Source organism: Bacillus sp. S2(2024), assembly GCF_050474045.1.
In the GTDB taxonomy this organism is placed as follows: Bacteria; Bacillota; Bacilli; order Bacillales; family Bacillaceae_G; genus Bacillus_A; species Bacillus_A yunxiaonensis.
Map to the genome: position 1 here is coordinate 2404476 of NZ_JBFLUS010000003.1, position 22813 is coordinate 2427288.

Genomic DNA, 22813 nt, shown 5'->3' on the forward strand with positions numbered 1-22813 from the left:
AAATCCCCTCTTCACTATGACATATGTCATAATACCCGATAATCCAATCATGTTAAATTAAACTTAAAAATGCAAGGGGGAAATGCTATGTACAAATTGCTTTCTGCACTTATTGGTGCATTCATCGCACTTATGATTCCACTAAACGGCATCTTAGCAGAAGTTATAGGAAATTATAACGCCAGTGTTCTTATTCATACTGTTGGATTAATTGCGGTTATTATTATTTTACTAGTGGGTAAATTTAAAATTAAGATTCATAAAGGAATTCCGCTCTACTTATATAGCGCAGGAGCTATCGGGGTATTCACTGTACTATTTACCAATATTAGCTTTTCAGCACTCGGTGTATCCTTAACAATCGCTTTAGGCTTACTCGGTCAATCGATTACTTCTATTGTCATCGATCATTTTGGGTTATTAGGAATGAAAATTGCGAAGTTTGAAAAAAAGAAAATGGTCGGCTTACTACTTATTGCTTCTGGAATTGTTGTCATGAATATTTTTTAATGGAGGAGAAATGATGTTATATATATGTATTGCCATTTTAGCTGGATGTTCCGTTGTAATCGCAAGGGTAATTAACGCAAACTTAGCAACACAAATCGGAATTTTCCAAGGGACTTTTTTCAACTATATTACTGGCCTCGCTTTTTCTTTATTATTTTTAATTTTTAGTAATGAATCTTTTAACATGTCCTACACAACATTGCAATCCATACCCTTTATCGCTTATTTAGGTGGTTTAGTAGGTGTTGTAGTAATTGGATTATCAAACTATATTATCCCTAAAATATCTTCCTTTTATTTGACATTACTCATTTTTATTGGTCAATTAGGTATGGGAATTGTCATTGACTTTTTCAATTCACATGAACTATCGATTGGTAAAATCGTTGGAGGTCTATTAGTATTAATGGGACTCACATATAATTTAATCATGGATCGAACAGATATATCTGTTCAAAATAAGAAACAAGCCTATTGAGGCTTGTTTCTGTTATTTTCATCCGAAGCTTACTCCTTCTTATTTAATAACTTCTTTTCCACCCATGTATGAACGTAATACTTCCGGAATCACAACTGATCCATCTTCTTGTTGGTAATTCTCTAAAATAGCTGCTACTGTGCGCCCTACCGCTAATCCAGAACCATTTAACGTATGCACAAACTCTGGTTTTGCACCTTGTGTACGGCGAAAACGAATACCTGCACGACGAGCTTGGAAATCTTCACAGTTTGAGCAAGAAGAAATTTCACGATATGTCTCGTAGCTTGGTAACCATACTTCAATGTCATATGTTTTTGCAGCTGGAAATGCCATATCAGCTGTACATAATGTGATTACTCGATAAGGTAATTGTAACAATTGTAGTACTTTTTCAGCATTTGCTGTTAAATTTTCTAACTCATCGTATGATTCTTCTGGCTTTGTATATTTGACCATTTCAACTTTGCTGAATTGATGCTGGCGAATCAATCCTCTTGTATCACGTCCTGCACTACCAGCCTCAGAACGGAAACATGGAGTATGAGCAGTAAAGTTAATTGGTAATTCTTCGCCGTTTAAAATCTCATCACGATAATAGTTAGCTAACGGCACTTCTGCGGTTGGAATTAAAGAGTAATCTGTATCTTCTAATGTGAATACATCTTCCTTAAACTTTGGAAATTGTCCTGTACCTAATAAACTATCGCTATTTACGATAAACGGAGGAATCACTTCCGTATATCCATGTTCTTCAACATGTAAATCTAACATAAAGTTAGCTACCGCTCGTTCTAAACGAGCCCCTAACCCGTTGTAATATACAAAGCGGCTACCTGTTACTTTTGCTGCTCGCTCAAAATCTAATAGCCCTAATTTATCAGCAACTTCCCAATGCGGTTTTGCTTCAAATGAAAATTCTTTTATTTCTCCCCACTTACGCATTTCAACATTATCATCCTCTGATGCTCCCACAGGTACTGTTTCATTCGGAATATTTGGTAATGCCAATAATATAGAATTCAACGCTTCTTCGACATTACGTAACTCATCATCTAATGTTTTAATCTTATCGCCTACTTCACGCATCTTAATAATAAGTTCATTAGCATTTTGCTTTTCACGCTTTAACTTAGAAATAAGCTCAGACACTTCATTACGTTTACTTTTTAATTCTTCTACTTCTACTAACAATTCGCGGCGCTTATGATCTAATTCCTCAAACTTATCTAATTCAAGAAACTCTCCGCCGCGAGTGATTAATTTTTTCTTTACTTCTTCAAAATTTGCACGTAATACTTTTACATCTAACATGTTTTATCTCTCCTTTAATAAAGATCCATCCTAACTGTCATCCTCTTCATTCCCGTTAAATTTTAAAGTAAGGAATTTTTACTAAGTAAAACACAAAAAACTCCCGTCCCTATAAAAGGGACGAGAGTTAACCCGCGTTGCCACCCTAGTTGAAAGCATAGAAAATATATACTTTCCACTTAAAACATTAACGACTTTTAGCCGGAAACGATTACTAACTTCACATTTGAAGCGTTCCACATTTCGCTCAAGGACGGATTCACAAGCTTTTTCTATCGGTTTACACCAACCACCGACTCTCTAAAAGAAAAACACCTGTTACTAATTCCTTTCAACACTTTCAGACAATATAATTTAATTATCAATACTTTATAATAATTCTGTATAATTATCAAGAAATAATTTTACAAAAAATCTCTCTGATTACCATTAGAAAATCTTTTACCATTCGTTAACAATTCATATCATATGTTCATGAAAATGATTTGAAACCATTGAAATTATTTTTTATTACAATAATCAAGCTTGTATTAGTAGACCATTTGGACGAAGACGACTCATCATAATTTCATCAATAAATTTACCGTTTGCTTTTAAATTCCCCTTCTTTAGCCCCTCTTCCATAAACCCAAACTTTTCATACAGCGCTTGTGCGCCAGGATTTGTTGTAAGAACGCCAAGTTCCACTCTTTCAAGCATTAGCCAATTATCTGTAAGATCGAGAATTTTTGTAAGTAATGCTTTCCCAATTCCCTTCTTATGATATTCGCTATCTACACCAATAAATATATCTCCCGAATGTGATCTTCGGCCTTGTCCTTGTGTTAAACCTACAAATCCAACGACATTACCATCGAGCTCCGCAACAAATTCAAATTGATTGGGCCCTAAATTACGAATTCTATTTTCCATAGCATCTACTCGCATACTTGGCATAAAAACCATATATGGTAAAACCTCATCTTGTATACAAATCCGATGAATTGCACTAGCATCTTGTATCTGAATAGGACGAATTGTTACTTCCATTTGAACATCTCCTTCAACTAAAAAGGTAAGATCATTTTGGAATATTCTACACAGCATCCAAAGATTCCCACTTAGTCCTTACTCATTTCTTCCATTCTCTTGTCAAATTCGACAAAATTTTTCTATTCAATGAAGGAACATTATAGGTACTGTCGAATATTCCCATTTAACACACTATATAGTATTCTAATGTTCAATTAATCCGAAAAGCAAAGAGAAAACTAGTTTTAACCCCTTGGACGGAGGAAAATAATGATACATAAATCTTTTTTACAAAATGTGAATTTACTCATACAAATGCATGCCGAAGGACTTCTTGGAGGTGAAGTAATGCCTGAAGATGCCCTCATTGGCATTGTTCCTGAAGACGAATTACCAAACGTATTGACGCTTGGAATGTCTTTAAATTATCAAAGGAATTCATATACGTTATGGCAATCAATTGCACAGGCTTATCTTGATGATAATTCTCGATGGATTTTTAATCCGCACGTTGTATCCAATAAAGACTTAGAAGATTTACGTCATGTGTTGCTTCATTACCGAGTTGCTTTACAACCTAATCGTCACCCAGAAATTTGGAAGCGCGTCTCTAGAGGAATCGTTCAGTCGTCTCCTAAAGGTGATGTCTTAGGATTAATTAAATCTGTTCAATTTGATATTTTGCCCTTAAAAAACATCATACAAAAAACACGAAAATCAGAATTCCCCTATCTCTCTGGTCCAAAAATCTTCAATTACTGGCTATATATCCTGGAGACTTATGCAGCAATTGAATGAAAATCTCGTGAACTTATCACAGTAGCTCCAGATACACACATCTTAAAAGCTAGCGTAAAATTGGGATTATGTTCTTCAGAAGTTTTAAACGGGACAAATGAAGATCGTCAAACTGTAGCAAAAGCATGGGAAAAAGCACTAACTGGCAGTGGGCTCGCTCCCATCGACGTTCATACACCCTTATGGTTGTGGAGTCGTGCAGGTTTCCCATCACTTTCGGTTTCAAAAACATTATGAGGTAAAAAATAGCTTGGAAAGATGAGAGGATTTACAATGAGTAAATTATTATTAACTTCAAATGGCTCCTTTACAGAACAAATCAAAAAACAATTTTTAAAAACTTTTGAAACTTTGAATAAATGTACTGTTGTAAGAGTTTCAGATAGCCAGTCCAGCTTAATAGATACTTAAACAGTAAAGAAGCTGAATCAAATGTTGTTGAAAAACGACTTTTCGAGTCGGCTTTTCTTTTTTTAAATTGTTCATCAAAATTCTAGAAAACTTGAGAAATAAATTATTTGAATTTTCGTTATTTTATTACCAAAAACTTAATGCTACTATTAATCTGTTCTCTTTTTTCAAAATTTTGGTTAGGGGGAAAAAAATAATGAAGAAAAAAAGTCTAGCGTTTGTGTTAGCGGCTGGAATGGCAGTGACAACGTTTGGAGGGACAAGCTCTGTATTTGCGGATTCAAAGAACGTACTTTCCACAAAGAAATACAACGAGACAGTACAATCCCCAGAGTTTGTATCAGGTAATCTAACAAGTGCATCAGGAAAGAAGGCAGAATCTGTTGTATTTGATTATTTAAATGCTTCTAAAAAAGATTATAAACTAGGCGAGAAAAGTGCAGAAGAATCTTTTAAAGTACAAAAGGTTATAAAAGATCCTGTTGGAGAAGCAACAGTTGTCCGTTTACAGCAAATGTATGAAGGTGTACCAGTATGGGGATCTACTCAAGTAGCTCACGTTGGAAAAGATGGTGTATTAAAGGTTGTATCAGGCACAGTTATGCCTGATTTAGATAAGAAAGAGAAGTTGAAAAACAAAAATAAAATTGAAGAAAAAAAGGCGATTGCAATTGCACAACAAGACCTAGGATTCACTCCAAAGTATGAAGTAGAGCCATCTGCGGACTTACATGTATATCAAAATGGTGCGGAAACAACATATGCATATGTTGTAAAATTGAATTTCTTAGATCCAGAGCCAGGAAACTATTATTATTTCATTGAAGCTGATAGCGGTAAAGTTTTAAATAAATATAATACAATCCATACTGCAGCGAATGAAAGTAAGGCACCAGTTGAACCTGCAGCTGGGGCTACCGCTAAACCTGTAACGGGAACAAATAAAATTGGCACGGGTAAAGGGGTATTAGGTGATACAAAGTCTATTAATACAACATTATCTGGATCTAGCTATTATTTACAAGATAATACACGCGGTGCGGCGATTTACACATACGATGGAAAAAATCGTACGACTCTTCCAGGAACGTTATGGGCAGATACAGATAACCTCTTTAATGCTACTCGTGATGCAGCGGCAGTAGATGCGCACTACTATGCTGGTGTAACATATGATTATTATAAAAAAACGTTTAACCGCAATTCTTATAACGATGCTGGTGCAGCATTAAAATCTACGGTTCACTATGGAAAAAATTATAACAATGCCTTCTGGAATGGATCACAAATGGTGTATGGTGATGGAGATGGAACTACATTTATTGCATTTTCTGGAGGAATCGATGTTGTCGGTCATGAGTTAACACATGCCGTTACAGAATATAGTTCAAACCTTATTTATCAAAATGAGTCTGGTGCGTTAAATGAAGCAATCTCCGATATTTTTGGAACATTAATAGAATACTATGATAACCGTAACCCAGATTGGGAAGTTGGAGAGGATATTTATACGCCTGGTAAAGCTGGAGATGCGCTTCGTTCTATGAGCGATCCAACAAAATATGGTGACCCAGATCATTATTCTAAACGTTATACAGGAACAAGCGATAATGGCGGCGTTCATACAAATAGTAGTATTATCAATAAAGCTGCTTACTTATTAGCAAATGGCGGTACACACTATGGTGTAACGGTGAATGGTATTGGTAAAGATAAAGTAGGCGCAATTTACTATCGTGCAAATACACTATACTTAACTCAATCTGCAACTTTTAGTCAAGCACGCGCTGCCTTAGTACAAGCAGCAGCTGATTTATACGGCGCAAACTCTGCAGAAGTGACGGCTGTGAAGCAGTCTTATGATGCAGTTGGTGTAAAATAGGTTCCACTCCCCTTTATATAGTTAAAGAGGCTGTTCCAAAAGTGAAACTTTTTGTCAGCCTCTTTCTTTGTATATAAATCGTATTTTTCTGATATAATCAAGTCACCACAGCCAAACCAATCAAAAGGAACGATTCTCTTGTGTTTATCACAAAGTCCCTATGTATGCTAACCTTTTCTCGATTTTATTGGGTACCTTCAAATGCATAAAAAGCTAATGTTTTATTAGAATCAGAATTTATTTTTAGCCTCTCAAATAAGGAAGGCATTATTTCCTTTACTGTTTCACTATTTGCCCATCTTACTTCAACAATATCATGATCAGGGTCATTGATGTTTATTTCTCCATCAATGATTTTTGTATGAAAAGTAATGATTAAAGCATGATGACCTCGTTCTTCGAAGAACACTTCTCTAACGGAACTCAATCCAGTAACAACAATATTAAATCCTGTTTCTTCTTTTACTTCACGGATTACAGCCTGTTCTAAAGTTTCTTCCCCTTCTACTGCCCCGCCTGGAAGACTCCAATAAAAAGAATCACCCTTTATGTTTTTAACTATTAATATATTACCATCGTCATCCTGAATGAAGGCAGAAACCACGTTAACTCTTTTCAAAAACAACTCCCCCTTTTGAAATTCCTCCTACTGATAGCTATATCAATTATACTAAAAGCAAAGTAAAGAATGCATGAATAGACTCGATTCATTCTTTAAAAAGGGAAACTTAAAAGGAGCAAGCCATCAAATATTCATTTAATGTTCATAAAGGATACCAAAACGAATTAAAAATTGTGAGTTTCAAATAGATAGCAATAATCAGAGTGCATATCCCAATAAGAAGTGCCATATAATCAAGAGGCTGCATTTCCGTCCTATAGTACCAAGTCCGCTTCTCCTTTTTTCCAAAACCGCGTAAATCCATAGCATTCGAAACAGTATCAATTCGATCCAATGAATGTATTACAAGCGGCCAAAAAATCGTCATTCGATTATTAATGCGTTGAAAAAGGGATGCTTCTCCTTTATGAAATGGAATTCCCTTTGCTTCCTGTGCATGTTTAATGAGTTCGTATTCCGTTTGTATATTCGGAATGTAGCGCAGTGCAATATTAATCGCATAGGCAATTTTATAAGGCAGTCCAATTTTGTTTAAGCTGCTTGCAAATTGACTCGGATGTGTTGTGTAAATAAAAATAAGTGTAAACGGCAATAAGGTAAAATATTTTAATGATAGTGTTATTGCATAAAAAAGAGTTTCCAGTGTAATAGTCGCATAGCCAATATGGAGAAATGAAGTATATGTACCGGTTAGCTCCGATCCATGTGTTGGAGTAATGAGTAAAATCATGACGGAATTCAGAATACTAAATGTGAAAATAACACTAAAAATAATCAATATGCTGCGCATTGGAATTTTTGCGATGCCTAGCAATATGCAGCCGATTAGAAATAAGCATAATAAAATACGAAAATCAAAAAATAAGAATGTGAGAATCATCCATATAATAAATAAAATTAGTTTTACAGCACCATCCATACGATGGAAACACGATTTGCCTTCTGTATATATTGTTCCCATCTTACTCATGAATGATCCCTCCTCCTCGCTTCCATATAAGATTGAACAAATAGCTGCGGAATTGGCATATTCCCATGTTTCGCTAAGCTAGTAAGTGAGCTCTCACGGAGGTTTGCCTGCTTTAAAATACGCTCGTTTGCCAACACGGTAGTTACTGCATCATCAGCAATGATTTCTCCGTTATGCAGTACAATCGCTCGATTTGCGTATTCTAGCGCTAAATTCATGTCATGTGTAATGAATAAAAAAGCCATTCCACGTTTTGCTAATTTTCGTATAAACATCATAAACTCTTTGTAATGAAAATAATCTTGTCCTGCAGTTGGTTCGTCTAAAATAATAAGTTTGGGATTTGTAACAAGAATCGAGGCTATCGTTAAACGCTTTTTTTGTCCATAACTTAATGCTTGTACCGGCCAATTTCGAAATGGATATAAACCACAAATTTGTAATGCATTTTTTACTTTTTTCTGCATTTCTTCTGAAGCATTCTTCAGTTTTACGGCAAATGCAGCTTCTTCCCAAACAGTTGCTTGTGTAATCATGTGATTAGGATTTTGCATCACATAAGCGATGACCTCTCCCCGCTTTCGGATTGACCATGTTGTAATATTAGTTCCTTCTATAAAAATCTTACCTTGATGGTTTTTTTTCATTCCCGTCATGATATGAGCAAATGTTGATTTTCCAGCACCGTTATTTCCTAAAAGAGCGAGTACTTCTCCTTTGTATATAGACATAGATACATCCTTCAATGAAAAATTTCTATTTGGATATGTAAACGTTACATTTTCTATTTTACATATACATTCTTTTTTAGATATTGCTGTATGTATTGAGTTTTGTAACATCCATTTTGATAACGTTTCATGTAATGTATGAGAATTAATATTTTCTATTGGATAAATCTCTTCATTCGAGAATGGATATTTCAATGTTTTTAATGCTTCTATATATACAGGCTCCCTCAGCCCCGCTTTTTGTAAAACATTTGTATGTAATAGATTACTCGGTGCTTCGATTGCGATGATACGGCCATTTTCCAAAAGAATAATTTTATCTAAATCGAGATCGAGCATTTCTTCAATGCGATGCTCAATAATGATGATCGTTTTATTCGTTTGTCTATGAATCTTCTTCATAAGTTGGATTGCTTTTTGACTGCTTACAGAATCTAAATTCGCTAAAGGTTCATCAAATAGCAAGATCTCAGCATTTGTAGCTAGTATGCCTGCTAGCGAAACGGATTGTTTTTGTCCCCCTGATAAATCGTGAGGGCTATGTGAATGGAACTTGATCATGTCTACTTCTTTAAGTGAACGTTTCACAATTTGTTTTATTTCCTCTTGCTCCGTACAATCATTTTCCATTGCAAACGCAACGTCTTCTTCAACTGTTAATCCGATAAATTGGGAATCTTGGTCTTGCAGAATCGTTCCAACACGTTGACTTAACTCGAATATACTCGTATGCCTAGGGTCTATACCACACACTGAAAGCTCTCCTGTACTTGTCCCTTCATAAGAAAAAGGAATGAGCCCATTAATACAATGAGCTAATGTAGATTTTCCTGATCCGCTTCGACCAGCGATTAACACTTTTTCACCAGGATAAATCTGAAACGTAATGTCCTGTATCGTTGGTTCAGCTACGCTTTTATATTGAAATGTGAATTCTTCAAAAGAAATAATCGGTTTCATATGTATATCCCTACTTCTCAATCTTTAATTGTGTATTCTTTTTATTCGCTTTCACAAGTCCTAACACAATTGGTAAGCCGAGGATGAAAAATACGAGAACATCTGCGATAATCGCACCGCCTACTTGAATAGCAATTTTATCGAACGGTTCACCCATAATGAAAATGTCAAATGCACCCGCAAATATGATCCCTAAAAGAATACCAATTACACCTGTACTAGAAAGGTAGATAATATCTCCTTTACTGTACGTCCCATTTTTCACACTAAATGTAGCGCGCTTTTGGACAAATCCCATAAATAAACCTATAATTCCTGAGCTTAACACCCAGCCCCACCAAATGCCCCAGCCAGCAATGGCATCTGTGATTGTATGACCAATTAGTCCAATTAATAAAGCTGCAATTGGTCCAAAGATAGCACCGAAAATCGTTAATAAAGCAAGCGCTGGTTTAATAAAAGTATTCGGCGCAATGGAAAATCCCCATAATCCTAATACACCGTATATTGCTGAACCGATTCCAATTGCAACAACTAGTTTTGTAGAAAGCGTTTTATTCATTTATTGTCCCCTCTCGTTATATAAACTTACTTTGAAATAACTTCTATGATTTGTATAGACGCTATCAAATTTATATGATGCAGCATGAGGATGTATGTCTATAGTTTGTTACATGTTTAATCTTAAAATGTGATGAACCTCACTTTCCGGTATACACCGTCTTCCGATACACTCATAATTTTCACTTCTCAAATGACTTCATAGATATTTTTAATTCGGTAAAAATCAACAAATACAAAAAAATGAAAAAACCAATTCGCATCAGCTTTTTCATTCAAAATAAAGCATATTAATTTCCCCTCTACTAGTAACGAGTATTTTTATCCCTTTCCAAATCCTCCCCCCCTATAACCCAGCTGACCTCTGTAACCTTCTCGCAATTTCAAAGAAATCTTCCTGCGATATCCCTGGAGCAAATTCTTCTGGTAATTCATCTAAGTCTAGCATTGGCGCACCTTGAGGAGGACCATCAACAACTTGAAGCGGTTGCCCATCTTCCGGATGCTTTCCTTTCCAAATTTTATTTAAATCTGTGTAATCATTATCACTAAAACGGTACAGTCTTAAGTGGGCACCTTGATCTTCAAAGCGTTTTGCCGCATCGTATGCTTTGTTAGATAAGTTTGGAATTGGGAGCATTTTTGTCACATCCACACCTGTTGCTACTTCTAACGCTTTAGCATTTGCCAAAACATGAACGCCGCCGCGGACAAGTAAATATCCAATGGCTTCTTTCGCTGTTGGATGATCTGTCATTTCATAAACACGCATTTTGTTTGTCCGTGCTCCGCATTCTAGGAAAAAGTTATGCAATAAGTCTAGTATTAAATTCCCACTATTAAATACATAATCTCCATTCCATGCTTTTCCCATCGAGTCACCAACAAGAGTTGTTTGTGCTGTTGAAATAAAGTGCTGTACATTACGTTTATCTTTCGCAGCTTTCATTGATCCAATATCAGGATCTCCGGCATGCGTTGTTCCAGTTAAACAAAGGTTAATTGCAATTGAAATCAATTCAACATGTGCAAATTCTTCCGTTGTTATATTGGAAATTAAATCATAAAATGGCTTTAATTTCTTCTTCCCGCGAAAGTTAAAAGATTGAAACATATAGTTATTTAGTGTGGACATCTCACCAAAGCGACCACCTAGCAATTCTTGCACCGCAGCTGCTGCATTTGCATCAGCATACTTCGGATCGGGGAGTGGAATAATTAATTTATCAATTCGTTTAAACATCAGCATGAATCCCCCTTATCTTCATCATTGCCATCATTACTGATGTATGAGGGATTAAGGTTGTTTCATGCACATGATCATTCCGGCATTACCCAAACAATTTGCTGCATCCGAATAAAGAAAGGTGTCTCCTTTTCTTCAATTACAATATGATCTGGTTTAACAGCTCTTAATATGCCATGTACGCTACCACGCATTGTATCCACAACAACATTTTTTCCAACAATCATTTGTAACGTTTGCACAACATACGGATCAACACTAGAAACCACTTCTCCGCTCAACTCATAACCATTTCGAAAATCTCCATGCACATCTTCATATGAATAATCATCCATAATTATTACCTCCTCTTTCTACAATTCGCTTGTATTGTATGAAAGGGATTAGATAGATGTGCCTATCTAACAAAAACGAGATGCCATAATTATGGCATCTCGTTTTTGTTTCATAAGCTGAAAAATTTACTTTTCTAGCTTACGATTCCCATTTATACGTCCAAAATTGTTCACTCTGTAACCACTTTAATGTCGCTGGATCTTGTTTTTTTAGCTTTGCTTCCATTTCTTCCAACATCGCTTCTGTTTGTGAACGATGTGCACGAAGCGCCGCTAATTTTTGCTCTAATACGTCGCTTATATCGTTAATTACATCTGGCTTACCTAATACTTCTTCACGATTTTTCGTAATCGCCACTGCATGAATAACTGGACGTTTTTCTTTTGGCATACGTTCTACCGCACGAACAGCCGCGCGTCCAAATGCATTATGATCTGGATGTACACCGTGCTCTGGGTAGAATGTAATGATTAGAGAAGGATTCACATCACGAATCACTTCTTCAATTTTATCCGCTACAAAGTCAACATCTTCAAATTCTAATGTTTTATCATGGAAACCAAGTAAACGTAAGTCTTCGATGCCCATTGCCTGGCAAGCTTCTTCTAATTCCTGCTTTCGAATGCTTGGAATCGTTTCACGATTTGCAAATACATTTTTCCCCATATTACGTCCCATTTGCCCAAGTGTTCCGCAAGCATACGTAACAGGTACTCCATTATTTCGATATTGACGAATTGTTCCTCCCGCTGCAAATGATTCATCATCTGGATGCGGAAATACTACAAGTACGTGTCTTTCCATAATCTCCACTCCTTATGCAAATGGCGTTAAACTTAATTGCAGCGCAACTGCTAGACGCCCTTTTTCATCATGACCTGCTAATAAAAGACGATTTTTTTCATCTTTTTCCCAATGCGTCACACCTTCTGCATATACCCAGCCATGCTCCATTTTCAAACCAATACGGTATGGATTCGTTCCCGTGATTTTACCGCGTTCAAAACGAATTACTGCATTACGCACAAATGCCCCAACTGTCATCGCTTTTTCATTTATATGCGAAGCATATGCGCCGTTCGTCGTTTCTAAATGAAGGTATACATCGTTATTTAGAAAACGTTCAATTTCGTTTTGCACGACAGAAGTATCTGTAATTATTTCCATCGGATTTCACCTCTTTTAATCAGTTTACGAAAAAACAATGTAAATTGCTATCTCTTATAATAGAGGACAATGGTTACTTTGCCTACTTTTTTGCTTTTTTATTTTTTAAATTCAATATGGTATGTGAAATTATATATATTTGATCTATTCTGTATATCCATTTCTTTCTGTATGCGAATTTGCTACAATAAAATTTATGCAGAGGGATATATTTCGACAATTTTATACACCAACATGTATAGATACTTAATAAAGAAGGTGAACACATTGGAACATTCAGCACATGAAGTTGCAAACTGGCAATATTACTTTGCCATTGCTGTATTTTTAGTAACATATGGCTTTATTATCTCAGAAAAAATTAACCGTGCTGTCATTGCTTTGCTTGGTGCTGCCATTATGGTGATTATGGGAATTGTAGATCTACATACTGCCTTTACTACACATATTCAATGGGAAACCATTACTCTATTAATTGGGATGATGATTCTTGTACATATTACAAGTCAATCCGGTGTCTTTGAATATGTGGCTATTAAAGCCGCAAAAGCAGCCGGCGGAAAACCAATTCAAATTTTACTGCTCCTATCCCTTTTAACCGCAGTTGGTTCTGCCTTTTTAGATAATGTAACAACTGTTTTATTAGTTGTACCTGTTACATTATCGATTACACGTATTTTAAAGGTACCTCCTGTTCCGTATTTAATTTCAGAAGTATTATTCTCTAACATCGGCGGAACAGCGACACTTATTGGAGATCCTCCAAACATTATGATTGGATCTGCAAATAAGCATCTTGATTTTAATGCGTTTTTACTGAATTTAGCACCGATTGTTGCTATTATTGCTGTCGTTACATTACTTATTTTATATGTTATGTATCGCAACAAATTAAAAACAACAGACGAACAAATTCAGAAACTAATGTCTTTAAATGAAAAAGACTACATTCGTGATCGCAGCTTGCTTGTTAAGTCCTTATCTATTTTAGGATTAACAATACTTGGATTCATCCTTCATTCTATTATTCATGTTGATGCTGCTGTAATTGCGATGACTGGTGCTGTCCTTTTAATGCTAATCGGTGTAAAAGAACACGAAATAGAAAATGTATTTGCTCATATTGAATGGGTAACAATTTTCTTCTTTGCAGGTTTATTCGTTCTTGTCGGTGCACTTGTTGATATTGGACTTATTTCCTCACTTGCAAAGAAAGTATTGGATGTAACAAACGGAGATATTGGCTATGCATCCATCTTAATTTTATGGGTATCTGGTGCTGCTTCTGCCACAATTGATAACATTCCGTTTGTAGCAACAATGATTCCGCTTATTCAAAACTTAGCAAGCGGACTTGGACTTTCAGCGGATTCTCCGCAAATTGAGGTACTTTGGTGGGCGTTATCTCTTGGAGCTTGCTTAGGAGGAAACGGTACGCTAATTGGTGCCTCTGCCAATGTCGTTGTAGCAGGAATTGCAAAGCGTGAAGGATACGGCTTCTCTTACATGGAATTCTTAAAAATCGGGTTGCCATTAACCATTGTTGCACTGCTTTTATCACACGCATATATTTATTTACGCTATTTAATGTAGAAAGGTTTGCAGCATAAGCTGCAAACCTTTCTTTTTCACCAAAAGATACCTATAACTGCAAGAGCCCCTATAATTATACCTCCAACTTGACCAATCATTGTTGGTGTCCATTCAATTCCCTTTTTCATTTGTACAACTGGTCTTTCATGCCGCAGTTGCTGCACTTCTGCTTGCAGTTGATGGATGGAGCCATGCAATTCTTTCACAAGTTCTTTCAATTCTCCTATTTCCTCTTCAGCTGACTTCTTTTTTTCTAAATTCATTTTCAATACCCCTTTTAAATCAATAAATTGAATAATGTTGGATTGTGATTGATTTCCATATAACGTACTCCCTGTTCCTCCATTCGTCTAATAAGAGGCTCATAATCTTCTTTTTGTTGTAGTTCGATTCCAACTAGAGCTGGACCATTATCTTTATTGTTCTTCTTCGTATACTCAAAACGAGTGATATCATCATTAGGCCCGAGAATGTTATCTAAAAACTCACGCAAGGCACGGGGACGCTGCGGAAAATTAATAATAAAATAGTGCTTTAGTCCTTCATAAATTAACGATCTCTCTTTCGTTTCCTGCATCCGACCAATATCGTTATTACCACCGCTCACAATACAAACAACTGTCTTTCCACGAATTTCATCTTTATATAAATCAAGCGCGGCAATCGGCAAGGCACCAGACGGCTCTGCAACAATCGCATTTTTATTATAAAGTTCAAGCAATGTCGTACATACTTTCCCTTCTGGTACAGCAACAATATCATCTAATATACGTTTACAAATCTCATATGTAAGATGACCAACTTGTTTAACTGCTGTTCCATCTACAAACGAATCAATATGCGGCAGCGTAACAACCTCTCCTTGTGCAAACGCCTCTTTCATAGAGGCAGCACCTTCTGGTTCAACCCCAATAATTTTCGTTAAAGGACTAATCCCTTTTATGTATGTTCCAACTCCAGCTGCTAAGCCTCCTCCGCCAATTCCCATAAACATGTAATCAATCGTACAATCCGTATCATGTAGAATTTCTACACCAATCGTCCCTTGTCCTGCAATCACATTTGGATCATCAAACGGATGAATAAACGTTAATCCCTGCTCTTCACAATATTTCACAGCTTCTCCATAAGAGCTATCAAACGTATCCCCTTGCAGCATCACCTCTACGTAATCTCCGCCAAAAAAGCGCACTTGTGATACTTTTTGACTTGGTGTTGTATTTGGCATAAAAATTTTTGCTGGAATTTGTAATTTATGACATGTATAAGCTACACCTTGTGCATGATTACCCGCACTAGCGCATACAACGCCTTTTTTTAACTCTTCCATCGGTAAATTGCTAATACAGTTATAGGCACCGCGTATTTTAAAAGAACGAACAACTTGTAAGTCCTCTCGTTTTAAATATACGTTACATTGATATTTCTCTGATAAAATAGGATCTCGCTCTAAAGATGTATTTCGAATCACATCTTTTAACGTATTATACGCAACGAGAATATCTTCAATTTTAATCATTTCTTTCACATTCTTCATATCTTTGACCGCCTCACTGTAGAATTTAAAAAGTTTTGTTTTACATTATACAGAATAATCTAAATATTTCAAATGAAGTTTAAATAAAAAATGAATCAACATAGTACCTATGTTGATTCATCCTTTCATGATTGCGTTTCCATTTTAAATATTTGACCTTTGACATGTACCAAATTTATTTTTTCATTTTATAAAAAAAGCTATTAATCAACCTCTTGTCCAGAAATAGATTTCCATCCAGCAGCTGTAACACCCAATTCTAAGCTAAGACCATTCACCACTTTTTCAATTACAGCTGTTTTCTTAGCATCGCAATGTAAAGCTGCTCGAATCATGATTTTTTTACCTTCTTCAATCTCTTCACTATGTAGTTCTCTTAATTCTATTGCTTCTGTATTTAGCATTTGTATTAGCAACAACCTAATATGCACTTCGTCTTTATAAGAGCACGTTGCAGATAACACATAATTCATTTTCTCTGGCATTTGATCAGTTGATTTTTTATTCATAAATAACGCAACTGGACGAAGGAAAATATTAGCTAATAAAACTCCAAACGCTCCTAGTATAGCTACTTTTAGAAAGCCTGCTCCGACAAGAGTCCCAACAGCTGCAGAACACCATAATGTTGCAGCAGTATTCAGACCACGAATACTAAAGCCATCCCGAATAATCACGCCTCCGCCTAAAAAACCAATTCCACTAACAACTTGAGCTGCAATCCGTGTTGGACTAGATTCCCCTGTCACAATAACTGACAATAAAACAAACAAGCATGCTCCTAATGAAACTAAAGCATTCGTTCTTAGCCCTGCCATACGATGAAGCCACTGGCGTTCTGTTCCAATCAGTGCTCCTGCCAATATAGCTACCAATATACGAAGTGCCATCTCTTGCAGCATCATCTTTTTTCACCTCTATCTATGTATAAAGGAGGATTCTATATAAAATCCTCCTTCTTATATTTTACCTTAGTTCTCATGAGAAGGGAATTAACTGCTATTTATCCATGTTCTTACGCTAGCATTAAAACAAAAGCAACACAGAAACTGTGCTGCTTTATAACGTAAACATTACGATGCATAATAATATCGAAATGAACTTTTTAATTATTTGTTCGTTTTGTTAAAAGAATAAAGCTAAGCATCGCACCGATATGACAACAAACAACTGTAATTCCCATCGGTACAGCTGTCTGTTCTCCTTGAATACCAACTAAAGGTGCTACTACAGCGCCGGATATAAAAGGTAAAAGTCCTAATAAAGCTGCGGCGCTTCCTGCTGCTTTCTGCTGATTCTGCATCGCTAACGTAAATCCAGTTGTCCCAACAATCCCTACGCTAGAAACAATAATAAAGAAGCAGATTAACACTCCTATTAAAGAAGGTACCAGCAAAATAATAAGAAGAAGAGTGATGCCTCCTAGCAATGCAAAAAGAAGTCCAGCTACCAATAAAGTACGTTCTTTCATTTTCCCTGCCAAACGCCCTGTAACTTGGGATGCAATAATAATACCAAACCCGTTAATCGCAAAAAATAAACTATATAATTGCGGCGAAGCACCAAAAATATTTTGAATAACAAATGGTGATCCTGAAATATAAGCAAACATTGCAGCTGTGATAAACCCCTGAGAAAGTGCGTATCCCATAAAGACGCGATCTTTTAATAATCGTTTATAATGAGATAAACTCTCTCCCCATCCGCCTGCTGTTCTTTTCTCTTCATGTAACGTTTCTGGCAAGATAAAAATAACACTTAATAACATAAGTCCACTTAATACACCTAATACAATAAACACCCAGTGCCAAGAAGCAAAGTTTAAAATTTGTCCGCCCATAATAGGCGCGAAAATTGGAGCCGCTCCGTTTACCAGCATTAAAGCAGAAAAGAATTTTGTGAGCTCAGATCCCGTGTACAAATCCCTCACAATAGCACGAGAAAGTACAATTCCTGCTGAACCGGCTGCACCTTGAATAAAGCGTAATACAATGAGCAACCATACAGACGGTGTCAACGCACATAAGAAGGATGCAACCGCATAAATAACAAGACCAATTACAATCGGTTTTTTCCTCCCTTGCCGGTCACTCCATGCACCAACCCACAATTGGCCTAACGCAATTCCTAACAAACATGCCGTTAAACTTAACTGCGTAAGTGCGCTTGTTGCGTGCAAATCGTCTGTTAAAGCTGGAAAAGCTGGAAGATACATATCAATAGAAAGTGGACCAATCGCAGATAGACTTCCAAGAATGATCGCTAAAATGATTCGTTTATCTTTTGCGACTTGTACTTTCATTTGTAATTCTGTTTGCAATCATATAACCTCCTTTTTATTTACTCTACTAAATAAGAATATAGAATAACAAACAAGATGTAACTATACTAGTTACACTTTTGTTTTTTGTCAATACATTTATCCGATATTTTTCCAATTCAACAAAATTAAAAAAGATATCAACAAATGTCGATATCCTTTTATCTTCTAGAATTTCAGTCAAATTCCCTTTATATTTGTCAGCAGCTGCTCATACGTATCACTATGACAAGTATACATCGTTGTCTCATCTTCTCTTCGAATGTGCCCTATATTAATTACAAATATTTTGCTTCACTGAAAACAATATTACCGAATTAGACAAAACACTCCTGACAATTCCTAATTCGTACTGATGCCTCGCGCCGTCCAAATACGATCAATTTCCGCACCGTGCTGGCCTCCGTAAAGAAGAGCATCCGCTTGTTTAATTGCTCTCGCGCCATCACGGAACGTAGCGTTAGGAGTAAGGGACCAATGCGATTGCAAAATGATTTTTGTCGCAATATCGCGTCCAAAAGCTTGCGCCATATCATACTCACCTTGCGACCAAATTTCGCCGTCTGCATGAACTTCATTTACAATATCTTTCGGATACACTTTATTATTGTCCAATCTACGAAGGCAAGTCGGGTTCGTATTTGAATAAGAAGTTGAATCCCATTCTCCGATGCACGCTTTTCCGTAATCTGTATTTGATACAGCATCTTCATAAGTAGCTCCCAAGAAATCTCCAAAGCCTTCTCCCATGGCTCCGCCTTCCGAAGAATTCCCAAATCCAGCAACTTGATTATCTTGAATGGAATGACCGTATTCATGAGCAATGACTCCTGCATCTTCCGCATCATCAACTCCGCCGGAACCGAATGTCAGCGCCTTAGTCGTAGGAGAATAAAAAGAGTTATCGGCTGTAGATGTATTTACATTTGCTTTAATAGAACGGTTGTTAATATTATTAAAGCCCAGTTGTTGTATATATCGCTGCAGAGTATCAATGTGATAATATGCCATAACATCTTCAAATCTATCATTTGAACGTGTGTAATTATATTGAAGAGAAGCGGAATACGTTTTTACTTTCGACGCAATTGTTACATAATCACCAATTAAATATCCTGATCCATTGAGGCCTTTTAAAGTAACTGTTTTGAGTTGATTATTCAAAGCAGCCGAGTCTGCATCATTATTATCAGCTAATCCAGCCAAACTTCCGCTCGTTACTACAGGATTTGGCAGGAACACTTTTCCTTGTCCATCTACTTTTCGGTTTAAGTCTTTTTTCTTAAGCAGCTTTCCGTTTTCCGCATCAATAAATGTTTCCCACGCACCGAACGGCTTATGAGAGTGGATAACAATCCGGTACACCGGAATTGCCACACCTTCTTCGATTAAATACCCAAACTCACGTGTAGTCGGAGCCCATACATTTGTATCATCAGCTTCAATATACTGAGTAGATTTACCTTCTGCTTCCTTTTCACTCAGCTTTTGCTAAATTTGCTTAACACTCTGTACAGGAAGGTAATCTGAAACTGCCAGTACACCTTGTCCTCCTTTGTTGAGTGTGACTGTTACTTGTCTAGAAAACACAGGAGATCCATTTACTGTTTGTTGAAATCTAACATAAGATGCCACCTGTGTATCTGTCGTAGAAACATATTGCAAATCTGATAAATCTGCCTTTAAAGAATATTGAGCAGCGTTCGCTTTTAAATATTCGGTTGCCTGTACTTGAGGCGAAACTGCCTGTACCTTTACTTGTGTTTCCTCTACCGCAGAAGCAGTGGACATAATACCAAAAACCAACGGAATTGCCGTTGCAACCGCGACAACTTTTTTCAACAAAACTATCACTCTCCAATTTTAAAATTATTTCGAACGTACGAATAATTCTATAGGAGATAATATTTTACCTTTCTAATTTCTATAAACCTAATGAAAGTAAGATTTTCTCAATATTTTTATATAATACAGGAAATATTTCAAAATCTATTATTCATGATAAGTTGAAATAATAGTATTTATAATATGTATTGCTTTCTTAGATTATTTTTTGATAAGGCTAATAATGAGCAATAAGGCATTACTTAAAATGCTTACTACACCTATCCAAAATAGCCAATTTGTTGCGGTTAGCCAAGAAACAGCTATGATAAGTAGCGCAATGGAAATTGATACACAATTGCCAATCCAGTTTCGTTTCTTATTGCGGTGAAATTTATAGTTGGCCTGAGAAATAGATTGCTGGACTGTATTCTTAACATAATAGATCTTTTCTTTAACCTTATTCTTAATATCTTTTGCTTTCTGATGAAGCGTATTACTAATATAAGATTCATTCACAATCCGCACCCCCATATCGGCGTTTTGAAAACTCAGCCAAGATTTTTTCTTGATAGGAGTTCAACTGTTTCTGCTCATCAACTTTGAAATTTGCATTTTCTTCAAAACCGTCTTGTTCTTCGCCGTCGAATCGATAGAGCTTTTGTAATAATCTCCAAAATGTTTCAATTTCGTCAGTCGTGAAATCGTGAAACATATCCGCTAAAAAATAGGTGGACTTTTCCGAACAAACAATTAAAGCTTTTTTTCCTTCGGGAGTAATCTCAATATTGATAGAGCGTTTATCTATTTTACTCGGCACAGTTTTAACATAACCTTTTTTCACAAGGCTTGTAATCAACTTGTTAGTGGTCTGTTTTGTTGTACCTAGCTTTTTAGCGATATTAATAAGTGTAGTTCTTTCAATTGGCAAATGTGCAATAGCAATCAGAGCCATATGTTGTCGGGCAGTTAATATCTCCATATATTCGTCCCCCCGCGTTTGAACCTTATTGACAACCGAAAACAAAGTCGCGTAACTTTGCTGCATAAAATGTAGTTCTTTCATTAAAAAGTTAATATTCATATTTAGCTCCCCCTCATATTAGTCACCATGTTTACAAATATAAAATACTATATCTCACAAAACATGTCAACATGGTGACCATTTCTACTTGTACTAGCTTTCCTAGAATTAACAATGATTTTTTATTCATTTCCCTAAGTCTGTATAAATGCAAAAAATCCCCACTATTTTCAAAAGTAGGAATTTCTTTTGTTTAAAGATTTTTCTTTTTTCTCAAAGCACTACACTACATTTAAAAAGTTTTGTTAAAGATTGCACCAAAAGTTTAACGAATGTAGTGTAGTGCTATCCTAAGGGAAAGTAAAAAATCCCTCTTAGTAATAGCACTATTTTTATACCGTAAACAATTGTTTTTTAAGCCCCTTACTTCCCTTTTTCCAGCTCAGAAATTTTTCTACCAATAATGATAACAGACCTTATCCCCGCAATAATTACACCGGTATTCATATTCTCAAACTATGATTTCCCTTTCTTACTATAAATTCCAGAAGCAATAACTCCAAATAAATAGCCTATTCCAGTTCCTAAACTAACTGTAAATACTAGAAAGTTTGGTTTGAAAAACATGCCAAAAATTACACCGATAGCACAACCAAAAATCATTCCCATTGGTATTAAACTATCTATTAAATCTTTAGCGCCTCTTGACTTTTTCATACCCAATGTTCCTTTCTGTGTAAATAAATCATCAAATTTTTTCCAAATCAACAACAAGCTCTTTCCATGTTAAATTGGATAGTTGTTTTATAAAAAGGTTTGAACGGTTTGCGTTCCTACTTCAACTAGTACATCAATTAGCTTAATAGTCTGCTTTAAAAGTTACTAAATACATTTATAATAAAAAACCGTTGTATGTAATTCTCCGTTTGCCGATTCGGCATAGCATGGAATCTTCCCCGCTTCAACAAATCCTAATGATACATATAGTTTATTGGAAGGATCTCCTTCTCTTGTATCTAATACTAACAAAGATCTATTTTCTTGATTTGCCCTTTCTTCTACTTTTTGCATAAGGGCACGTCCAATTCCATTGCGTCTGAATGTAGGATGTGTCATTAACTTTCCAATTTCAGCTCGGTGACTCCCATTTTGCTTCGTACTTAAATGCAATTGTACGCTGCCTGCTACTTCATTGTTGATCCTTGCAATAAATAGTATAACTTCAGGACTTAACACGGTTTCCCAATACTTTATCGCCTCATCTTGTTTCATTGGCGGTAAAAAGCCTATTGATGCCCCGTCATCTACTACTACTCTCAAAAGCTCTGAAAGCCCCTCAATATCTTCGTCAATTCTTTTCACTTCTTCTATTTCCATCTGATGAACCAATTCATCATTCCCCCTTTTCATATATAACGTAACTCATTTGTTTTAACCAAAAATATTTTTAACCACCAGCCAACTACACCATCTTTTATTAATTCATTATTTTACGAAAATTCATTCGACAAGATATCC

At 36.0% G+C, this 22813-nt stretch carries 24 protein-coding genes, 1 pseudogene and 1 other annotated feature; of the genes and pseudogenes, 6 read left to right on the forward strand and 19 right to left on the reverse strand.

The genetic code is table 11. The features are described from left to right. The first annotated feature begins 87 nt into the window (after window positions 1–87). On the forward strand, window positions 88–510 hold the full coding sequence (locus AB1284_RS12040; protein ID WP_336480996.1) for a DMT family transporter: 423 nt from the start codon (window positions 88–90) through the stop codon (window positions 508–510). Window positions 511–523: 13 nt separating this feature from the next. Next, window positions 524–988 carry a DMT family transporter gene (locus AB1284_RS12045; protein WP_429749113.1) on the forward strand — a complete coding sequence of 155 codons (465 nt, stop codon included), beginning with the start codon at window positions 524–526 and terminating at the stop codon, window positions 986–988. Window positions 989–1027: 39 nt separating this feature from the next. Here AB1284_RS12045 and serS read toward each other — a convergent pair whose 3' ends face one another. Both serS and AB1284_RS12055 read right to left on the reverse strand, forming a co-directional pair. Then, the gene (serS, locus tag AB1284_RS12050; RefSeq protein ID WP_429749111.1) at window positions 1028–2302 is read right to left on the reverse strand and encodes a serine--tRNA ligase; all 1275 of its coding nucleotides are present in this window, start codon (window positions 2300–2302) and stop codon (window positions 1028–1030) included. Between the two features lie 113 nt (window positions 2303–2415). Next, window positions 2416–2646: a binding site (T-box leader), on the reverse strand. A 175-nt stretch (window positions 2647–2821) separates the two neighbouring features. Beyond that, the gene (locus AB1284_RS12055; RefSeq protein ID WP_429749109.1) at window positions 2822–3331 is read right to left on the reverse strand and encodes a GNAT family N-acetyltransferase; all 510 of its coding nucleotides are present in this window, start codon (window positions 3329–3331) and stop codon (window positions 2822–2824) included. 252 nt (window positions 3332–3583) lie between these two features. Between AB1284_RS12055 and AB1284_RS12060 the strand changes: the two genes are divergently transcribed. The 3 genes from AB1284_RS12060 (at window position 3584) to AB1284_RS12070 (ending at window position 6404) form a co-directional block, all read left to right on the forward strand. Next, window positions 3584–4111 (forward strand): hypothetical protein, encoded by a 528-nt coding sequence (locus AB1284_RS12060; protein WP_429749107.1) that lies wholly within the window; start codon window positions 3584–3586, stop codon window positions 4109–4111. A gap of 273 nt (window positions 4112–4384) precedes the next feature. After that, window positions 4385–4522 carry a hypothetical protein gene (locus AB1284_RS12065; protein WP_429749106.1) on the forward strand — a complete coding sequence of 46 codons (138 nt, stop codon included), beginning with the start codon at window positions 4385–4387 and terminating at the stop codon, window positions 4520–4522. Between the two features lie 196 nt (window positions 4523–4718). Beyond that, complete coding sequence (locus AB1284_RS12070; protein ID WP_429749105.1) at window positions 4719–6404, forward strand: M4 family metallopeptidase; 1686 nt, start codon at window positions 4719–4721, stop codon at window positions 6402–6404. A gap of 184 nt (window positions 6405–6588) precedes the next feature. On the opposite strand, the gene AB1284_RS12075 is transcribed toward AB1284_RS12070, so the two are convergent. From AB1284_RS12075 to AB1284_RS12110, 8 genes are all read right to left on the reverse strand, one after another. Further along, complete coding sequence (locus AB1284_RS12075) at window positions 6589–7023, reverse strand: NUDIX hydrolase (RefSeq protein WP_429749103.1); 435 nt, start codon at window positions 7021–7023, stop codon at window positions 6589–6591. A gap of 145 nt (window positions 7024–7168) precedes the next feature. After that, a complete protein-coding gene (locus tag AB1284_RS12080) occupies window positions 7169–7987 on the reverse strand; it encodes an energy-coupling factor transporter transmembrane component T family protein (RefSeq protein WP_429754283.1) in 819 nt (272 codons plus the stop codon). Window positions 7988–7992: 5 nt separating this feature from the next. After that, on the reverse strand, window positions 7993–9687 hold the full coding sequence (locus AB1284_RS12085; RefSeq protein WP_429749102.1) for a DUF3744 domain-containing protein: 1695 nt from the start codon (window positions 9685–9687) through the stop codon (window positions 7993–7995). 10 nt (window positions 9688–9697) lie between these two features. Continuing rightward, entirely contained in the window at window positions 9698–10249 is a 552-nt protein-coding gene (locus tag AB1284_RS12090; RefSeq protein WP_336481005.1) for an ECF-type riboflavin transporter substrate-binding protein, read from the reverse strand. Window positions 10250–10594: 345 nt separating this feature from the next. After that, the gene (locus AB1284_RS12095; RefSeq protein ID WP_429749100.1) at window positions 10595–11491 is read right to left on the reverse strand and encodes a manganese catalase family protein; all 897 of its coding nucleotides are present in this window, start codon (window positions 11489–11491) and stop codon (window positions 10595–10597) included. Window positions 11492–11568: 77 nt separating this feature from the next. Then, a complete protein-coding gene (locus tag AB1284_RS12100) occupies window positions 11569–11829 on the reverse strand; it encodes a YuzF family protein (RefSeq protein WP_429749098.1) in 261 nt (86 codons plus the stop codon). Window positions 11830–11968: 139 nt separating this feature from the next. Further along, a complete protein-coding gene (gene bshB2, locus AB1284_RS12105; protein ID WP_429749096.1) occupies window positions 11969–12634 on the reverse strand; it encodes a bacillithiol biosynthesis deacetylase BshB2 in 666 nt (221 codons plus the stop codon). Window positions 12635–12646: 12 nt separating this feature from the next. After that, entirely contained in the window at window positions 12647–12997 is a 351-nt protein-coding gene (locus AB1284_RS12110) for a YojF family protein (RefSeq protein ID WP_154710509.1), read from the reverse strand. A gap of 267 nt (window positions 12998–13264) precedes the next feature. On the opposite strand from AB1284_RS12110, the gene AB1284_RS12115 reads away from it, so the two are divergent. Beyond that, window positions 13265–14590 (forward strand): ArsB/NhaD family transporter, encoded by a 1326-nt coding sequence (locus AB1284_RS12115; RefSeq protein ID WP_429749094.1) that lies wholly within the window; start codon window positions 13265–13267, stop codon window positions 14588–14590. 35 nt (window positions 14591–14625) lie between these two features. Here AB1284_RS12115 and AB1284_RS12120 read toward each other — a convergent pair whose 3' ends face one another. The 9 genes and pseudogenes from AB1284_RS12120 to AB1284_RS12160 form a co-directional block, all read right to left on the reverse strand. Then, window positions 14626–14853 carry a hypothetical protein gene (locus AB1284_RS12120; protein WP_336481010.1) on the reverse strand — a complete coding sequence of 76 codons (228 nt, stop codon included), beginning with the start codon at window positions 14851–14853 and terminating at the stop codon, window positions 14626–14628. A gap of 14 nt (window positions 14854–14867) precedes the next feature. Further along, window positions 14868–16127, reverse strand: a complete 1260-nt coding sequence (gene ilvA / locus AB1284_RS12125; protein WP_429749092.1) for a threonine ammonia-lyase IlvA — start codon at window positions 16125–16127, stop codon at window positions 14868–14870. Window positions 16128–16330: 203 nt separating this feature from the next. Then, window positions 16331–17032, reverse strand: a complete 702-nt coding sequence (locus AB1284_RS12130) for an MgtC/SapB family protein (protein ID WP_429749091.1) — start codon at window positions 17030–17032, stop codon at window positions 16331–16333. 200 nt (window positions 17033–17232) lie between these two features. Further along, on the reverse strand, window positions 17233–18429 hold the full coding sequence (locus AB1284_RS12135; protein ID WP_429754282.1) for a multidrug effflux MFS transporter: 1197 nt from the start codon (window positions 18427–18429) through the stop codon (window positions 17233–17235). A 360-nt stretch (window positions 18430–18789) separates the two neighbouring features. Further along, window positions 18790–20238 (reverse strand): annotated as a pseudogene (locus tag AB1284_RS12140) (M36 family metallopeptidase). A gap of 255 nt (window positions 20239–20493) precedes the next feature. Then, window positions 20494–20790: a hypothetical protein gene (locus AB1284_RS12145; protein ID WP_429749089.1), complete on the reverse strand. Its 297-nt coding sequence runs from the start codon at window positions 20788–20790 to the stop codon at window positions 20494–20496. Beyond that, the gene (locus AB1284_RS12150) at window positions 20783–21355 is read right to left on the reverse strand and encodes a MarR family winged helix-turn-helix transcriptional regulator (protein WP_429749087.1); all 573 of its coding nucleotides are present in this window, start codon (window positions 21353–21355) and stop codon (window positions 20783–20785) included. The genes AB1284_RS12145 and AB1284_RS12150 overlap by 8 nt, the downstream gene beginning before the upstream one ends. A 456-nt stretch (window positions 21356–21811) precedes the next feature. Beyond that, the gene (locus AB1284_RS12155) at window positions 21812–22012 is read right to left on the reverse strand and encodes a hypothetical protein (RefSeq protein ID WP_429754281.1); all 201 of its coding nucleotides are present in this window, start codon (window positions 22010–22012) and stop codon (window positions 21812–21814) included. A gap of 165 nt (window positions 22013–22177) precedes the next feature. Further along, window positions 22178–22672: an N-acetyltransferase family protein gene (locus AB1284_RS12160; RefSeq protein WP_429754280.1), complete on the reverse strand. Its 495-nt coding sequence runs from the start codon at window positions 22670–22672 to the stop codon at window positions 22178–22180. Window positions 22673–22813 lie beyond the last annotated feature (141 nt).

Bases quoted from the DNA above. Each gene is read 5' to 3' on its own strand.
- AB1284_RS12040 (WP_336480996.1), top strand. From the start codon at position 88: ATGTACAAATTGCTTTCTGCACTTATTGGTGCATTCATCGCACTTATG.
- AB1284_RS12045 (WP_429749113.1), top strand. From the start codon at position 524: ATGTTATATATATGTATTGCCATTTTAGCTGGATGTTCCGTTGTAATC.
- serS (WP_429749111.1), bottom strand. From the start codon at position 2,302: ATGTTAGATGTAAAAGTATTACGTGCAAATTTTGAAGAAGTAAAGAAA.
- AB1284_RS12055 (WP_429749109.1), bottom strand. From the start codon at position 3,331: ATGGAAGTAACAATTCGTCCTATTCAGATACAAGATGCTAGTGCAATT.
- AB1284_RS12060 (WP_429749107.1), top strand. From the start codon at position 3,584: ATGATACATAAATCTTTTTTACAAAATGTGAATTTACTCATACAAATG.
- AB1284_RS12065 (WP_429749106.1), top strand. From the start codon at position 4,385: ATGAGTAAATTATTATTAACTTCAAATGGCTCCTTTACAGAACAAATC.
- AB1284_RS12070 (WP_429749105.1), top strand. From the start codon at position 4,719: ATGAAGAAAAAAAGTCTAGCGTTTGTGTTAGCGGCTGGAATGGCAGTG.
- AB1284_RS12080 (WP_429754283.1), bottom strand. From the start codon at position 7,987: ATGGGAACAATATATACAGAAGGCAAATCGTGTTTCCATCGTATGGAT.
- AB1284_RS12085 (WP_429749102.1), bottom strand. From the start codon at position 9,687: ATGAAACCGATTATTTCTTTTGAAGAATTCACATTTCAATATAAAAGC.
- AB1284_RS12090 (WP_336481005.1), bottom strand. From the start codon at position 10,249: ATGAATAAAACGCTTTCTACAAAACTAGTTGTTGCAATTGGAATCGGT.
- AB1284_RS12095 (WP_429749100.1), bottom strand. From the start codon at position 11,491: ATGTTTAAACGAATTGATAAATTAATTATTCCACTCCCCGATCCGAAG.
- AB1284_RS12100 (WP_429749098.1), bottom strand. From the start codon at position 11,829: ATGGATGATTATTCATATGAAGATGTGCATGGAGATTTTCGAAATGGT.
- bshB2 (WP_429749096.1), bottom strand. From the start codon at position 12,634: ATGGAAAGACACGTACTTGTAGTATTTCCGCATCCAGATGATGAATCA.
- AB1284_RS12110 (WP_154710509.1), bottom strand. From the start codon at position 12,997: ATGGAAATAATTACAGATACTTCTGTCGTGCAAAACGAAATTGAACGT.
- AB1284_RS12120 (WP_336481010.1), bottom strand. From the start codon at position 14,853: ATGAATTTAGAAAAAAAGAAGTCAGCTGAAGAGGAAATAGGAGAATTG.
- ilvA (WP_429749092.1), bottom strand. From the start codon at position 16,127: ATGAAGAATGTGAAAGAAATGATTAAAATTGAAGATATTCTCGTTGCG.
- AB1284_RS12130 (WP_429749091.1), bottom strand. From the start codon at position 17,032: ATGATGCTGCAAGAGATGGCACTTCGTATATTGGTAGCTATATTGGCA.
- AB1284_RS12135 (WP_429754282.1), bottom strand. From the start codon at position 18,429: ATGAAAGTACAAGTCGCAAAAGATAAACGAATCATTTTAGCGATCATT.
- AB1284_RS12150 (WP_429749087.1), bottom strand. From the start codon at position 21,355: ATGAATATTAACTTTTTAATGAAAGAACTACATTTTATGCAGCAAAGT.
- AB1284_RS12155 (WP_429754281.1), bottom strand. From the start codon at position 22,012: ATGAAAAAGTCAAGAGGCGCTAAAGATTTAATAGATAGTTTAATACCA.
- AB1284_RS12160 (WP_429754280.1), bottom strand. From the start codon at position 22,672: ATGGAAATAGAAGAAGTGAAAAGAATTGACGAAGATATTGAGGGGCTT.